Source organism: Luteolibacter algae (assembly GCF_042683045.1).
GTDB classification, from domain to species: domain Bacteria; phylum Verrucomicrobiota; class Verrucomicrobiia; order Verrucomicrobiales; family Akkermansiaceae; genus Luteolibacter; species Luteolibacter algae.
Genome location: NZ_JBHUIT010000002.1, coordinates 172197 through 187842 on the forward strand (window position 1 = coordinate 172197; position 15646 = coordinate 187842).

The following is a 15646-nucleotide window of genomic DNA, read 5'->3' on the forward strand; positions in this document are numbered from 1 at the left end:
AGGCTATTAAGCGGTTTATTTCAGAGCTTCCAGCATTTCTCCGAGTTGGGCGAGCTTCGTTTTCCAATCTTCGAGCCGTTCTTTTTCCTGCGCGACGACTTCCGAGGGAGCGCGGTCGACGAAACTTGCATTACCCAGTTTTCCCTCGGATTTTTTCACTTCGATCAGCATTTTCTCGATCTCCTTGGAGATACGGATTCTCTCCGCCTCGACATCGACCATGCCTTCCATCGGGAGATATGCCTCACCCACAGGAGTCACGGCAGCCGGTGTGCCCTTCGGAGCCTCGTAGGAATCATCCGTCGAAATCTCCGCCGCTCCTGCGAGAAGAGCGAGGACATTGAGCTCTCCGGAAAGCCATTCCGCCGCGCCTTTTATCACGAAGCGGACATCCTTGCGTGAGCCCAGATTATACTCCGCCTTCAGATTCCGCAGCCTTCCCGCGGCATCATAAATCGCTTGTGCCTGCTTCTGCGCGGCCTCGATTTCCGCTGGGGAAAGCTCGTGCAGCAAGGCGGTTTCCGGTAGGACTTTGTTCATGACAAACTCACCTTCGGAAACGTAGTTCATCCGCTCGGAAAGTTCCTCGGTGACGTGCGGCATATATGGATGAAGCAGCTGGAGATACCGGCTCATCACCGCATCAAAAGTGCCCAGAGCGGCAGCCCGCGCTTCCGCGGTGGCAGACTCGCGGAGATCCGCCTTCACGGCCTCCAGCCATTTATCGCAAAAGTCGTTCCACAGGAATTCATAGAGCCGCTGGGCGATTTCGCCAAAACGGTATTCCCCATAGATGGCATCCAAATCCGCTGTGAGCTGATCGAGCTTCGCCATGACCTGGATGTGATAGACCGGCAGACCTTTCGCGGAAGGAAGCGGAGCAAACTCATTGCCATCCATCTGGCGGAAACGGCAGGCATTATAAATCTTGTTCGCAAAGTTCCTTCCGGCTTCCACCGAGCCTTCGTCGAAACGGACGTCGGAGCCCACCGGCGCGATCCGCATGAGTCCGAATCGCAGTCCGTCAGCGCCGAACTTGTCCATCAGGTCGATCGGATCGGGCGAATTCCCCAGGGATTTACTCATTTTGCGGCCCTTGAGATCGCGGATGATTGAGGTGAAGTAGACATTTTTGAATGGCAGCTCTCCCGTGAAACGGTAGCCGGCCATGATCATCCGGGCGACCCAGAAGAAGATGATATCGGGCCCGGTCACAAGATCCGTTGTCGGATAGAACTTTTTCAATGTCTCGGAATTCTCGTCGACGTCCGTCATCGTCGCGAAAGGCCAGAGCCATGAGGAAAACCAAGTATCCATGACATCTTCATCGCGCACCCAATCCCCTTCGGAAGGAGCCTCGATGCCGACGTAAATATCGCCGGCCTCGGCATCCCTGGTCTCCAGGGATTCGGCGTTTTTCAGGGTCTCCAGCTTATCTTTCCGATACCACACAGGGATCTGATGTCCCCACCAGAGCTGGCGGCTGATGCACCAATCCTGAAGATTTTCCATCCAGTGGGCATAGGTCTTTGCCCAACGTTCCGGGCGGAACTTGATCTCGCCCGAGGCAACGGCTTGCGTGGATCTCTCGATCTCCGGATAGCGCAGGAACCATTGCATGGAAATGCGTGGCTCGATCGGCACATCGGCACGCTCGGAGTAGCCAACGTTGTTTTCATATTCTTCCACACCAATCAGTAGGCCCATTTCCTCCAGCTTTGCGGCTGCGGCACGCCGCGCGACAAAGCGATCCAGTCCGTCGAACTCGGGAACCGCCGGGCAATTGATACGACCGTCCGGATGCAAGGTATCGATGATTTCAAGATCGTGTTTGAGGCCGATTTCAAAATCGACCTTGTCGTGAGCCGGAGTGATTTTCAACGCACCGGTGCCGAACTCCAGGTCCACAGCTTCGTCCGCGATGATCGGAATCTCTGCAGCCGGGAACGGGCGACGGACTTTCTTTCCGATCCATTTCGACCATTTCGGATGCTTCGGATGCACCGCCACGGCCACATCCCCCATGATGGTTTCCGGCCGGGTCGTGGAAATCTCGATATACTCCCCGGGGCTGTCGACGAGCTCATATTTCATCGTAAACAGCTTGGAACGGGAGGGCTTCATGACCACCTCTTCATCGGAGAGAGCGGTGAGCGAAACGGGGCACCAGTTCACCATCCGCTTCCCACGATAGATGAGACCTTCATTGAATAAATCGACGAAAACCTTGCTCACCCACTTGGTGTAGCCCGGATCCATGGTGAAACGCTCGCGATCCCAGTCGCAGGAACAACCGAGCCGTTTCAGCTGCTTGATGATAATATCTCCGTGCGTGTCCTTGAAATCCCATACCCGCTTGAGAAACTCGTCACGGCCGAGATCGCGGCGGGTTTTGCCTTCCTTCTCGCGCAGCTCGCGTTCGACCTTTGCCTGAGTGGCGATACCGGCGTGATCGGTGCCCGGAAGCCAAAGGACCGCTTTACCCTTCTGGCGTGCGCGGCGGGCAAGAATATCCTGGATGGAATTGTTCAGCACATGGCCGAGGTGAAGAATGCCTGTGACGTTCGGCGGAGGTATGACGATGGAATACGCCTCTTTCCCGGAGGACTCATCACCCTTGAAACACCCGGCAGCCAGCCACGCGGCATACCATTTCTCTTCCACGGCTTGTGGCTCATACGCTTTCGCTAACTCAGACATCGGGCGCGGATGCTCGCCGAGTCAATTTCGTTTGTCCAGCATGGAGCAACGGCAGGACTGACATCCCCGGAAGCGCCCAATCCCCGGTCTCACGGGACCCGGTCTCACGGGAGACTTTGATAGACCCATGTTATCACAGACGTATTTCCTACTCCGTCATCACATTCAAAATATGATACAAATAAAACAAAAATGTATCATTTTTCTCGCAAAATTATCCAATTTTTAGACATCTACCCATCGTCCTGCCGTTTGCGACAAGCCGATCAGGCCCGTCAAACAGGGTAAAACTACCCATGGGCAGCCTTTCCATCTTCTCATATTCTACCAAATCCCAGACCGTAGTTTCTCCCGGCACCCCAGACAAAAAACCTCAGGAACCTCTCGCCACCATGCTCCCGACATCCTTCCACACACTCCGCAGCCGCTCGATCCCGCAGCTTTGCTGGATATTGCTCGGCGCGTTTCCCGCTGCCAGCGCACTCGGCGGGATCGGCTTCAACGAAGAGATCAGACCGATCATTTCCAAGAACTGTATCGGCTGCCACGGCCCGGATGACGGCGACCGCAAGGCGGATTTCCGGATCGATACCTTCGAGGGTGCCACTTACGATAATGATGGAGTTATCGGCATCGTCCCGGGTGACGCAGAAGCAAGCGAGGTTTTCAAGCGTATCGCCACCGCAGATCCGGACGACGTGATGCCACCGCCGGAACATGGCCACGCCCTGTCCGTGGACGAGATAGAAACCATACGCCAGTGGATCAACGAAGGCGCCCGCTATGAGACCCATTGGTCGTTTGTAAAACCTACGAAATCCTCCGTGCCTACCGCGGGCGGAGCATGGGCCCGGAACGAGATCGATGGATTCATTGCTGAAAAGCACGCGAAGCTCGGCCTCAGCCATTCTCCCCAGGCAGATGCATACGAGCTCCTCCGCCGCGTTTCCCTGGATCTGACAGGCATCCCGCCCACCTACAACCAGGCACAGGCCTTCGCGGCGGATCCCAGCCTGGAGAATTACGAAAAACAAGTTGATGCACTTCTCTCCTCCCCACACTTCGGCGAGCACTGGGCAGCAATGTGGCTGGACCTCGCCCGTTATGCGGACTCCGTCGGCTACTCCGGGGATGAGCACAGGGATATCTGGCCGTGGCGCGATTGGGTGATCAATGCGTTCAACAAAAACATGCCCTTCGATCAATTCACGATCGAGCAACTCGCAGGCGATCTACTGCCGGATCCCACACCGGATCAAATTCTCGCCACCGCTTTCAACCGCAATACCCTCTCCAACAACGAAGGCGGCACCAACGATGAGGAATTCCGCGTCATCGCAGTCAAAGACCGCATCAATACCACGGTGAATGTCTGGATGGGTCTCACCATGCGCTGCGCTGAGTGCCATACTCACAAATACGATCCGATCCGCCATGAGGAATACTATTCCTTTTACGATCTTTTCAATCAAACCGAGGATAACGACCGCAAGGACGATAAACCCAAGCTGGAAATCAGGCCCCGCGGCCGGGAAAAAGAGATTTCCCAAGCGCTCGCGGAAATCAAAAAGCTGGAAGCCAAACGGCCGGAACTGCCCGATCCCTGGATCGTCCCGGCACAGGCTGGCAAATCCCGTGATGGAGCGAAGCTGAAGACCCTGCCCGACCAATCCATCGAAGCCTCCGGAAAAAACCCGCTGCATGACGAGTATACGACCACCTTCAAAGCGAAGGCGGGCAAACTGACAGGAATTCGCCTGGAATTGCTCCCCAGCCAGGCAAATGGCGAGAGCATCGGCCGCACCCCTGATGGTGCCACCTTGATCACCAAGGTATCGATGTTCCTCAAATCCGGCGAAAGCCTCACCCCGGTCATGTTTTCCGATGCCGCGGCGGAATATATTCACCCGAACCTCAAGATCACCAATCTGATTGATGGAGTCGATGACGATAAAGTCCGCTTCGGATGGGGCGTCAACCATCCTCGCGAGGGCTATCGATCCCGCCGCGAGGGCGTCTTCAGCCTCGCCGAACCCCTTGATCTGGCGGAAGACAGTGAACTGGTTTTCGTCATAAACCACGACTCGCCCTACACAACCTTGAACACCGCACGCTACCGGATTTCCTACACCTCCGCTCCGCAGCCGGCGGATCAATACAGGAAAAATACCCTGGATCCCAATGAGCGCAAAATCAGGGAGCTGGCCAAAAAGGCGGGCGAGCCAATCCGGGTTCCAATCATGGCGGAGCTCCCGCAAAACCGCAAGCGGGAGTCCCACATCATGATCCGCGGCAGCTTTATGCAGCCAGGAGAAAAGGTGAACGCGGCAGTCCTCGGCTCCTTCAACCCACTCCCCGAAGGCGCTCCATTGAACCGCCTCGGCGTCGCCAAATGGCTGGTCGATCCCGAAAATCCGCTCACCGCCCGCGTTACGGTCAATCGCTTCTGGGCTAGAATTTTCGGCTATGGGATCGTCGAAACCGAAGAAGATTTCGGCATGCAGGGCCTCCCGCCCACCCATCCGAAATTGCTGGATTGGCTGGCTGTCGATTTCATCGAAAGCGGCTGGGATACGAAAGCCATTTTGAAGAAAATGGTCATGTCGGCAACCTACCGGCAGTCATCAGTCGCCTCGGAAGCCCAGCTTGAGCTGGATCCCCGGAATCTGTTTCTCTCCCATGGTCCACGTGTCCGCCTGCCCGCGGAAGTCGTCCGGGATCAGGCACTTGCCGTTTCCGGCCTGCTGACAGACCGCCAGTTTGGAAAACCTGTCTATCCGCCCAGCCCGGTAAAGCGCATCGCATCAGCCTTCACCGGGGGTATGACTTGGGTGGAAAACACAGATGACGATCGCTATCGACGCGCCATTTACACATACCTGAAACGAACCTCTCCCCACCCGCTTTTCGATACCTTCGATATGGCTTCCCGGGATGTCTGCAATCTCCGCCGCCTAAGGACCAACACTCCTCTGCAATCGTTCATGACGCTCAATGACGCGGTCTTCATCGAGGCAGCCCAGTCCCTCGCAAGAAAGATGTTGCTCCACTCTCCACAAGCACCAGCGGAAGCTATTTCCCACGGGCTGGAGCTGGCGATGAATACCCCGGCCGCCGCAGCACAGATTCCACCGCTGCTGGCACTCTACGAGGATTCCCTGGCCAATTACCAGGCAGACGCTAAAGCGGCGATGGCAATGGCCGGAGAAAACAAGATCCCCTCTGATCTGAAAGTTACCGAGACAAACGCCGCGCAGCTCGCCGCGCTCAGCGTGGTCGCAAACGTCATCCTCAACCTCGACGGTTTCCTCACAAATTAAATCCCAATTTTCCGAATGAATCCTTTCAACGAATTCCAAACCGCCCGGGGACAAGCCCAAACCCGCCGCCATTTCCTCGGAAACACCGGTTACGGCCTCGGTGCGATCGCACTCAACGCGCTTTTCCCCGGCAAAGGCCACGCCGCCACCGAGGCACCGGTGGACAACCCGATGCGCGCCCTGATTCCAATGATCGCGCCGAAAGCCAAGCGGGTCATCTACCTCCACATGGAGGGCGCTCCGCCACAACAGGAACTTTTTGATTTTAAACCAAAGCTCAATGAATTCCACATGAAGGAATGCCCGGCGGAGCTTTTGGAAGGGAAAAGCTTTGCCTTCATCAAGGGCACGCCAAAGCTCCTGGGATCCATCTACAAGTTCAACAAACATGGAAAAAGCGGCGCGGAAATCAGTGAAATGCTGCCGAACATTGCCAAGCATGCGGACGATCTTTGCATCGTGAAATCCATGCATACGGATCAGTTCAATCATGCACCTGCACAGCTGCTGATGCACACCGGCAGCCAGCAATTCGGCGGCGCGTCCATTGGCTCATGGGTCACCTATGGCTTGGGCTCATTCAATGAAGACCTTCCCGGCTATATGGTGTTGCTTTCGGGCGACAGCCTACCATCGGGTGGAAAAAGTCTGTGGGGAAGCAGCTTCCTGCCCTCCGTTTATCAAGGTGTCCAATGCCGCTCCGAGGGCGATCCCGTGCTCTATGTGAGCAATCCGGAAGGGCTCTCCCGTGATATTCGCCGCCGTAGTCTCGATGCCCTCAACGAGCTGAACCGCAAGGAGCTGGAGCAGTTCAAGGATCCCGAGACACTGACCCGTATCAACCAATACGAACTGGCCTTCCGCATGCAGGCAGCCGTGCCGGGCGTGATGGATATTTCCAAAGAGCCGGCAAGCATCCTGGAAGAATATGGCGCCCAGCCGGGTAAAGCCTCCTTCGCCAACAACTGCCTACTCGCGCGCCGTCTGGTGGAAAAAGGTGTGCGTTTCGTCCAGCTATTCGACTGGGGCTGGGACATTCACGGCACAACCGATAATGACGATCTAAAGACCCAGTTCCCTAAAAAGTGCAAGCAGACGGATCAGCCCGTTGGCGCACTTCTCACCGATCTAAAACGCCGCGGACTCCTAGAAGACACCCTTGTCATCTGGGGTGGAGAATTCGGCCGCACGCCGATGAACGAGGGGCGGAACGGCTCAAAATTACTCGGCCGCGATCATCATCCAGACGCATTCACCATCTGGATGGCCGGTGCGGGCGTGAAGCCGGGCACCTACGGGGAAACCGATGAGCTAGGCTACAGCGTGGTCAAAGACGGCGTTCATGTCCGTGATTTCCACGCAACCATCCTCCACGCCTGCGGCCTGGATCCTTTCAAGCTGAATTATCCCTACCAAGGGCTCAACCAGCGCCTCATCGGCCCGGCAAACACACCGAAGGTAAAGCACGATCTCTTTGCCTGAGGAAACCATCTCTCCGGGCGAATCCGCATTTTGTCACGAATGCAGCTGTTGCTCGAAGAGCCTGCGCAGCCGCCCGGTATCCGGAATCACGATCTCGCGTCCTTCTACCCGGATCTCGCCTGCGGCTCTCAGCTTTGCGAAAATGCGGGAAAGCGTCTCCTGCCGGGTGCCTAGCTCGGAGGCGAGGACTCCTTTTGAAATGCCTAATTTGATCACCGTCCGCTCTTCCCCGCCGCAGCGCCTGACCAGCCAGTGTAAAAGCCGTGTTTCCGCATCACGGAGCTTGTAGTTTTCGATCGTGGAGACCAGATCGTGCAAATGTCTGCTGAGCGATGCCAACATGCGCAGGGCGAGATCGGATTGCTCTCGCAAATGGGCTAGAAACTCCGCCGCCGGGATCAGGATCACCTCGGTTTTTCCCAGTGCCCTGGTATGCGCGGGATAGCCAGGCAGTCCGGCGACAGCGGGCTCGGCAAATGATTCGTCAGGATGCACGAGATGGATCAGCTGCTCGCGCCCTCCTTCACCGATGCGGTAGGCTTTGATCAATCCCTTGGTGACGATATAAAATCCTTTCACCTCGCCGCCTTCCTCGAAAAGAATTTCTCCTTTTTCCAAGCTTTGTCGCGAAGCATAGCCGGCGATTCTTTCCACATCCTCCGCCGGCAGCCCCTGGAAGATCGGCACACGTTTCAAGGCCGAGGCCAATGCGGCGCGCTTGATGATTTCCGGACGATTCATTGCACGGATGCTGACGTTTTTTGACCCCCGTCAAAAGGCAGAAACCGCGGCTCTTGCCGTTTCCTCCACGCGGGACATTGATCGCTCCCATGAAAACACCGCCCGCGCCCCTTGCCCTGAGTGAAAACACCATCGCCACCGTCAAGAGCACCTCACCAGTCCTGCAGGAAAACGGCGAACTCCTCACCCGCCATTTCTATGAGCGCATGTTCCGGGAAAATCCGGAGGTCTCCTCCCTTTTCAACGCATCCAACCAGGCAGGCGGCACCCAGCAGCGGGCATTGGCCGGAGCCATTTGTGCCTTCGCCGCAAACGTCGATAATCTGGAAGTCCTTGCCTCCGCCGTGGAGCGGATCGCCCAAAAACACGCCGGCCTGCGCATTCTTCCGGAACATTACCCTATCGTCGGCTCCAACCTCCTTGCCGCCATCCAGGAGGTGCTCTCCCTACCCGCCGATCATGAAATCGTGACCGCATGGGCCGAAGCCTACGGCTTCCTCGCCAGCATCCTCATCGGCCGCGAGCATCAGATCTACACCGAACAGGAGAACAAAGAGAACGGCTGGAGCGGCTTCAAAAACTTCAGAATCGTCCGGAAAGTCCGCGAAAGCGATGTCATCACCTCCTTCTACCTCTCTCCCGAAGACGGCTCCAATGTCCCTGGATATAAGCCAGGCCAATACATCACCGTCCGCGTTCCAGACCCGAAAAGCGGCACCACCATGCGGAACTACAGCCTCTCATGTGCTCCGAATCCCGGGCACTTCCGCATCAGTGTGAAGGCTGAGCCAAACGGTGCGGTATCCAATTTTCTCCATGGGAAAGCCGAGGGGGAAACCCTCGAAATTGGCCCGCCCTGCGGGGAGTTTTTCCTCGATCTCTCGGAACATCACGAGCGTCCACTGGTGCTGCTTTCCGCAGGTGTCGGCATCACGCCACTGCTCGCTATGCTTGAGAGCGCGACAAACGCCCGCCCGGAGCGCGAGATCTATTTTATCCACGGCTCCCTCCATGGAAAAACCCACAGCTTTGCCTCCCACGTCCGGGAAATCTCCGCAAAGAACGATAACGTCACCTCCCACATCCGCTACAGCGAGCCGACAGAGGAGGACCGGGCGGCGAACCGCTTTGACAGCACCGGTTATATCGATGCGGAACTGATCGGGAATCTGCTCCCAACGCGGGATTGTGACTACTATTTCTGCGGTCCCAAGCCATTCATGAGTTCCATCTACCGGCAGCTTCTCGCATGGGGTATTCCCGGCACACAGGTCCATTTCGAATTCTTCGGCCCACGCGAAGAACTCGAAACCGCGTGAGATGCCGTGCTGCGGAAGCCTCTTGTTTGACAGAAGCTTCCGCTAGCTCTCAAGTGGAGCTTGTTATGCGAAAATTCCTCGTCTCCACTCTCGTCATGTCCACAACCGCGCTTTCACTCGCCGGTGGCGAATTCCGCCACATCGTCCTTTTCAAATTCAAAGACTCCGCGACGCCGGAGGAAGTAAAAGCCGTTGAAAAGGCTTTCGCCGAGCTTCCTTCAAAAATTGATACAATCGTCGATTATGAATGGGGCCTGAGCGAGAGCGTGGAGCAGAAGAACGACGGTCTCACCCACTGCTTCCTTGTGACGTTCAAAGACAAAGCCGGCCTCGAGACCTACATCCCGCATCCGGATCACCTGGAGTTCAAAAAGCTTCTCGGTCCCATTCTGGAAAAAGCCTTGGTCTTCGATTACACCGCAAAAAACGAGAAGTAGGGACGGCTCGCCGGGGGTCGTCTGACTTTATCACAGCAGCTAGGCAGCTTTGGACTTTTCCAGCTTTGCCTTGGCTTTTTCATCCATCACTCCGCCGATGAAGAGGAAAATCGCCGCCACGCAGATGCAGGAATCAGCCACATTAAAGGTCGGCCACCAGCCTCGGCTTTCCGGGACGATTTTCTCGTATAGCGGGAGTTTTACGGAGATGAAATCAACCACGTATCCTTGGGAGAGGCGCCCCCAGAAGCTACCGTTTTTCACCTCATCGAGCAGGAAGCCCTGAACGAGACGGTCCGTGAGATTCCCGAGAATCCCGCAGAGAAGCAGCGCAACAGCTATTTTGGAAAGCGCGTGCTCGAAGACACCCTTCTTCCAGAAAATACGGATCATCACCATTGCGATGATTGGAACGAGCAGAAATACGATCGGCGCCCATTCCGTTCCATTGCCCAAACCGAAAGCCACTCCCTGATTGTGAACCCGGATCCAATGGAAAATATCAGGAATGATCTTCCACTGTGAAGCCTCCGGAGACCACGGCGGAGCAAAATTGCTCACGGTCCAAGCCTTCGTCGCCTGATCGAGTAGGTAGAGCGGGAGGCTGAGGAAGAGCAGTAGTTTCGGAAGCGACATGGCGTTAATTAAGGGCAATAGCCTGTGGATTCAAGCGGCTAAAGAAAGCGATTTCCCGCTCGGAAATCTCTGCACTCAGCGGGTGGGCCTTGCCTGCGGGCTCAAGTGGCATTCCTTCGCTGCTAAAGCCGCATAATCCGCCGGGGAGCAGGAAAGAACAATAATCTGCAGGCCCCGTGTTGCGGCGAGATCCAGCATGCGTTGTAGCGCTTGGACCCGCGTGGGATCGGTGAAGGCAAAGGCATCGTCAAAAAGGATCGGAAGACTCCCGTCATGGTCTGCGGCAAGGATTTCCGCCATCGCCAGGCGCAATGCCGCAGCCAGCTGCTCCTTCGCGCCTCCGCTCAGATTTTCGAACGAAAAACTCGGCTCGCCGGGCCGCGTCAAGGTCAGCTCATGCTCTTTATCGCCAAAGACCAACTCCGCCCGGGTTCCTCTTCCATGGAGCGCTTCCAAATACCCGCTGACTCTTTCGGCAATCGGCTGCGTGATCTGCGTGCGGATGGTCGCCTGGGATTCCGAGAAAAGCTTCTCCAAAAGCGCGATCGAATCCGCGCGGCGCTTTTCCGAGAGGTAAGTGATCTCAGTCCTTTCCATGTGGGCCTGTGCCCGCAGAATATCGGCTTCCGGGTCATGGCTGCCATCAAGCGTAAGCTTCGCGCGGCAGGCTGCGATGGTCTCGCGAGCCTCGGAAATTTTGTCCGCATTCACCTGCAGGCTGCGCTCAAAACGCGCCCGATCCCGCTCCAGAGCCTCCGGATCCAGTTCTGCGAGCGCTTCCCGGGTCCCGGTGGTGATGGCATCAAGCCTGGTTACTTTTTCCTCCGCCAGATGGATTGCGGCAGTGCGCTTTGCCGCATCGCCATAACTCTGGCTGAGAGTCTCCGCCTGAATTTTCAATTCCGTATGTGTTTGAAGCGAGCTCTCGATGGACGACCGATGACTGGTCTTCGCAGCGCTCGCTTTCTGATGGACCTTTCGGCTTTCCTCGCGTTCTGCCAGACACTCCCGCTCTTTCGAGCCGATTTCTTCCAGATTCTCACCGGTAAGTCTCACGAGCTTTTCGGCTGCCGCCAAATCCTCTGGAGGTGCGAGACCAGCCCCGGCTTCCAATGCTTGGTAGCGGCGCTTCATCTCTGCAGCAGAAGCATCGCGGGCAGCTTCTGCTGCGGCGAGACGCGAAACGATTTGCTCCGCCCCAAGAGCCTGGAGCCTCGCGGAAGTCGTCGCGATTTTTTGCTCCAAAAGCTGGCGGTTCGATTGAATCCGCGTCGCTTCCTCCAATGATGAAACCGTGAGCCGGTCCAAAGTCTCCCGGAGCTTTTGGCGGGTTCCCGCCTCGGTTTCACGGGCTGCGGTGAGCGAACTCCCGCCGCCAGGGTGGATGCGGATACGGGTGCCGGCACCGATGAGAAGCTCCGCCGGGCTAGTGATCGTGCGCTGCGTGGCAACATCCAAGGTCCGGCCATCCAGGCTCACTGGAACATCGCTGGCGAGCAGCTCGATGCCGGATGCGATCGCGGCGAGCGCCACCTCCTGCTCGCGGATCCAGGCCTCCAGTCCCCGCAGATCCACCAGATCTTCCGGGCTGATTTCCGGCAGAGCCGAAAGCGCTTTTCTATCCTCGTCCAGTGCTGCCGCGATCCCACTGATTTCTTCTGCCTTACGGCTACATTCCTGGAATACCTCGACCTTCTCGAAATGAGTGACCGCCGCCAGCGAAAAATCGTGGGCCAGCCGTGCGGAGCGGGTTTTCGAGGTAAGTTCTTCAAGCTTTGCTTCAGCTGCCGCCGCCGCCTTTGCAGCCGCTTGTTCCTGATCCTCCAGAATGGATAGCTTCGCCTCCAATGGTGATAGTTTCTCCGCGGCAGCCGTCATCGCCACGAGCAGATCATTGATTTTTTTATCGTTCCGGACGAGATCCGCATGCTCCGCAATTGCGGCTTTCAGATTGGCTTTTTCATTCTCCAAACGGGACTCGAGCTGCTTTGCGCTGGCCAAGCCTGTCTGTGCAATCTCAAGGTTTCTCTTCGCTTCCGGCAGAGCTTTTTCAGCATTTTCCAAAGCGATCACCGCATTCCGCTGGGCGTTGACTGCCTGATCCAGCTCGGACGACTTCGCCTTCGCGTCCGCCAATTTTTCACGAGCCTTTTCGAGTGCTTTCTCCGCCTCATCCAGTGCCGAGTTCGCTTTTACCCGTCCTTGCGAAGTGAAAATTTCCGCGTGCGCCGCGCCTATTCTCTCACGCACCGATTGATCGAGATCCGATTGCATTACAGCGGCCAGACCATCGCGCTGGAGCCTCTTGATCAGCTGATCCTTTTGATCAACGGCAAGGGTAGCGCCATCGTTTCCCGAGGTGCCCTGCCAGACCCAGAGATGCGCCCAGCAGCTTTCGAGATCTTTTTCCTTTCTGGCACTTCCATCCGCATTGCGCAGCAATTCTGCGAGTTTCTTCTCCGCCTCCTCGTCCTTCAGCGCTGCCCCCCTGGAGGAACTGAGCGAGGCCGTCCCGCTGGTGCCGGAGAAGCGCTTTTCCACAGTCCAGATTTCCCCGTTTTCCTCGAACCGCAGCGCCACCTCCGGAGCTCCCGGGTGTAGTGAGGACACCATTGACTTCTGGATCTTCCCGCCGGTTTTTGCCCGCAGGAAAAGAACGCGGTGCATCGCCTCCGCCAGAGTGGATTTGCCGCTTTCATTGTCGCCGCCGATCAGATTTCTAGCGGGATCGAAGTCCACGGTCGTTTCTCCGTGGATGCGGTAATTGCGGACGGTGAGGGAAAGGATTCTCATAAAATTTCCAGCGTATCAGTGGGTGGCGGTAAAAAGCTCGCGAAGGGCGAGGATGGCGATCTCCGCCTCTTCGGGGGAGCTGGAGCCGCTTTGCTCTATCAATTGCCTGGCGACATGGCTGATCAACGGATCCGCGGATCTTCCGGCAAGTTCCCGCACCTCCGCTTCCGTGGGCGCGATGCTAGTATGATTGTAGAGTTTCAGCCTCAGAAGGCGTGCCTCCAGTGCTTCCAGCGTCGCCTCCAGCTCTGCTGCCGCGGTAATACCCAGGGAGCCTCTGAGAGTGAGCAACAGAAGCTTTTCCGAACCACTCGTTCCGATCAAATCATCGAGCTCGCTCTTCAATCGATCGAGACTTTCGTCTCCGGAAAAATGGAAGTCCGTTGCCTGCCACTGGAAGCCCGCAGTGCGGATGATTTCCACCCCAGCCGCCTCTCCCCGCCCGGCTGTTACCGCCAGGACGTGCCCCGGCTGATTCCGCTCGCCTCGCGGAAAACGATCGATCTCATGGGTCCCGGAATACCAGGCTTTCCCCTCGCCGATTTTCTTCGTTCCGTGCCAATCACCGAGCGCGATGTAATCGATTTCCCCCAGGGGAAGCCTTGAAATATCGATCAGATTCGGGCTCGCCGAGGAATCCTCCTCATCATCCGATACCGCGGAAAACCCTTGGATGCTGCCGTGCGCGAGAACAATTCTAGGGAGATTCTCCGGGAAATTCCGGTCTCCGTCTTCATCGAACGCCGCGCGGATCCATGCGGTGCTATCGGAATTGGTATGGCGCTGCAGCAAAGGCGCGGGAAAAAGAATCGCTTGCTCCAGGATGACCGGCTCCGGCTTCAATAGGATGTGCAAATTCGGCGCGAGTTGCTCTTTTTCCCGAAGAAAAAATGCTTGCTCCCAGATGCTTCCGGGCCCGCCGAAATCATGGTTCCCCGGAATGACCAAAACCGGGATTTTCATGTTTCCAATCGCGCCACAAGCTGCGGAAACCGTTGCTTTATCCGGTGTTTGACTATCGAAAAGATCTCCTGCGACAAGAATGAACGCCGCCTTTGCTGCATCTGCAGCGGTTTTGATACGTTGCAACGCCTCGATCCGCTCGTGCTGAAGCCGACCGCGCTTCAACGGATCCGATACGCGGGCATATGGTTTGCCGATTTGCCAATCAGCGGTGTGGATAAAGGTGACAGGCATGGGAAAGCTTCTATATAAAAATAAGTATTACGCAATTGGCAGATCAGAGGTCGATTTACAGAGTTCATCGTGCCATTCCACGACCGGGCGAACTTCAGAATGGATAAAGCTTTGCCCTTTGCTGCCAACATACAAACAGGCTGCGAATAATTTTTCGGCTTCGGAATAGCGGCGGATCCACTCGGCCCGCAACGGTAGATATTCTGGCTTTACAGGCCATACACCGGGACGCGGCCGGATGTGATCGTCCATACCGATCCTCCACGGTTTCGGGCTGACCCGCGCCCGAAAGCAATGCTGCCTCAGGCACATGATCCGGTAAGTCATATCGCTACCAAGCTCCTCGAAGGCGCTGGAAACCTCGGGCTCGGACGGCATAAAGGGCCGATGTGTCACCAATAACCGAAATCCCGCCGGTGTGCGGTAAACCCGCAGGCTCCAATCCTTATGATTTTCCAGGAAAGCATCTATTCTTCTGGTGGCATATTGCTCCGGACCACCGCGGGCTTTCAGGAAAGATCTTTTGAGCATCCTTCCAAGCACCGGCGGGAAAATGAGGGCGCCGACAAAAGCCAAAACCACGGATGCACCTACGATATATCCCGTGGAAACCATTGCAACCGCGATGGCAAAACCCACAAGATAGAGCCAGAAGGTCATGCCAGCGAACGGCTTGATATCGGCAAAATCTATATCGATGAAAAATACATTGGGTGTATTCAAGCAGAGTGCTCCGTAGGAATTGCGCGTCAGGACAGCCTCCCCACGTGTATCGACGATTTCCTCACGAATGGGAACTCCCTCCGCTCCATTGTAGGGGATGCGCGGCTCCCTGCGGCGAGTGCTCGACTCTCCTGAGAGAACCCGCTGCAGGGCTTCTTCAGCGCGCTCGTCAGCCATACACTGCGCGGCTTGTTCACTTTCATCGGACCAGCCGAACCGACGGATTGTGACCTGTTTCCCCTTTTTCCGGTGGCGGACAGAGCCTTCAGCCCAATATTTTGGAACGATCATCGGCATA

10 protein-coding genes are annotated in these 15646 nt (G+C 56.5%); 4 read left to right on the forward strand and 6 right to left on the reverse strand.

Features of this window, described 5'->3' with window-relative positions; all coding sequences use genetic code 11:
* Positions 1-15 precede the first annotated feature (15 nt).
* A complete protein-coding gene (locus tag ACFSSA_RS02055; RefSeq protein WP_386818107.1) occupies positions 16-2700 on the reverse strand; it encodes a valine--tRNA ligase in 2685 nt (894 codons plus the stop codon).
* A gap of 296 nt (positions 2701-2996) precedes the next feature.
* On the opposite strand from ACFSSA_RS02055, the gene ACFSSA_RS02060 reads away from it, so the two are divergent.
* Positions 2997-6020, forward strand: coding sequence for a PSD1 and planctomycete cytochrome C domain-containing protein (locus ACFSSA_RS02060; protein WP_386818108.1), 3024 nt, complete (start codon positions 2997-2999; stop codon positions 6018-6020).
* A 15-nt stretch (positions 6021-6035) separates the two neighbouring features.
* Entirely contained in the window at positions 6036-7502 is a 1467-nt protein-coding gene (locus ACFSSA_RS02065) for a DUF1501 domain-containing protein (protein ID WP_386818109.1), read from the forward strand.
* 33 nt (positions 7503-7535) lie between these two features.
* On the opposite strand, the gene ACFSSA_RS02070 is transcribed toward ACFSSA_RS02065, so the two are convergent.
* The gene (locus ACFSSA_RS02070) at positions 7536-8243 is read right to left on the reverse strand and encodes a Crp/Fnr family transcriptional regulator (RefSeq protein ID WP_386818110.1); all 708 of its coding nucleotides are present in this window, start codon (positions 8241-8243) and stop codon (positions 7536-7538) included.
* 89 nt (positions 8244-8332) lie between these two features.
* On the opposite strand from ACFSSA_RS02070, the gene hmpA reads away from it, so the two are divergent.
* Both hmpA and ACFSSA_RS02080 read left to right on the forward strand, forming a co-directional pair.
* The gene (hmpA, locus tag ACFSSA_RS02075; protein ID WP_386818111.1) at positions 8333-9562 is read left to right on the forward strand and encodes an NO-inducible flavohemoprotein; all 1230 of its coding nucleotides are present in this window, start codon (positions 8333-8335) and stop codon (positions 9560-9562) included.
* Between the two features lie 65 nt (positions 9563-9627).
* Positions 9628-9999, forward strand: coding sequence for a Dabb family protein (locus ACFSSA_RS02080; protein ID WP_386818112.1), 372 nt, complete (start codon positions 9628-9630; stop codon positions 9997-9999).
* Between the two features lie 39 nt (positions 10000-10038).
* On the opposite strand, the gene ACFSSA_RS02085 is transcribed toward ACFSSA_RS02080, so the two are convergent.
* The 4 genes from ACFSSA_RS02085 to ACFSSA_RS02100 all read right to left on the reverse strand — a co-directional run bounded on the left by ACFSSA_RS02085 (position 10039) and on the right by ACFSSA_RS02100 (position 15639).
* Positions 10039-10635, reverse strand: coding sequence for a signal peptidase II (locus ACFSSA_RS02085; RefSeq protein ID WP_386818113.1), 597 nt, complete (start codon positions 10633-10635; stop codon positions 10039-10041).
* Positions 10636-10710: 75 nt separating this feature from the next.
* The gene (locus tag ACFSSA_RS02090) at positions 10711-13428 is read right to left on the reverse strand and encodes an AAA family ATPase (RefSeq protein ID WP_386818114.1); all 2718 of its coding nucleotides are present in this window, start codon (positions 13426-13428) and stop codon (positions 10711-10713) included.
* A 15-nt stretch (positions 13429-13443) separates the two neighbouring features.
* Positions 13444-14625, reverse strand: coding sequence for a metallophosphoesterase family protein (locus tag ACFSSA_RS02095; RefSeq protein WP_386818115.1), 1182 nt, complete (start codon positions 14623-14625; stop codon positions 13444-13446).
* 27 nt (positions 14626-14652) lie between these two features.
* Positions 14653-15639, reverse strand: a complete 987-nt coding sequence (locus tag ACFSSA_RS02100; protein WP_386818116.1) for a hypothetical protein — start codon at positions 15637-15639, stop codon at positions 14653-14655.
* Positions 15640-15646: the final 7 nt, after the last annotated feature.

Bases quoted from the DNA above. Each gene is read 5' to 3' on its own strand.
- ACFSSA_RS02085 (WP_386818113.1), bottom strand. From the start codon at position 10,635: ATGTCGCTTCCGAAACTACTGCTCTTCCTCAGCCTCCCGCTCTACCTA.
- hmpA (WP_386818111.1), top strand. From the start codon at position 8,333: ATGAAAACACCGCCCGCGCCCCTTGCCCTGAGTGAAAACACCATCGCC.
- ACFSSA_RS02080 (WP_386818112.1), top strand. From the start codon at position 9,628: ATGCGAAAATTCCTCGTCTCCACTCTCGTCATGTCCACAACCGCGCTT.
- ACFSSA_RS02065 (WP_386818109.1), top strand. From the start codon at position 6,036: ATGAATCCTTTCAACGAATTCCAAACCGCCCGGGGACAAGCCCAAACC.
- ACFSSA_RS02090 (WP_386818114.1), bottom strand. From the start codon at position 13,428: ATGAGAATCCTTTCCCTCACCGTCCGCAATTACCGCATCCACGGAGAA.
- ACFSSA_RS02070 (WP_386818110.1), bottom strand. From the start codon at position 8,243: ATGAATCGTCCGGAAATCATCAAGCGCGCCGCATTGGCCTCGGCCTTG.
- ACFSSA_RS02100 (WP_386818116.1), bottom strand. From the start codon at position 15,639: ATGATCGTTCCAAAATATTGGGCTGAAGGCTCTGTCCGCCACCGGAAA.
- ACFSSA_RS02095 (WP_386818115.1), bottom strand. From the start codon at position 14,625: ATGCCTGTCACCTTTATCCACACCGCTGATTGGCAAATCGGCAAACCA.
- ACFSSA_RS02060 (WP_386818108.1), top strand. From the start codon at position 2,997: ATGGGCAGCCTTTCCATCTTCTCATATTCTACCAAATCCCAGACCGTA.
- ACFSSA_RS02055 (WP_386818107.1), bottom strand. From the start codon at position 2,700: ATGTCTGAGTTAGCGAAAGCGTATGAGCCACAAGCCGTGGAAGAGAAA.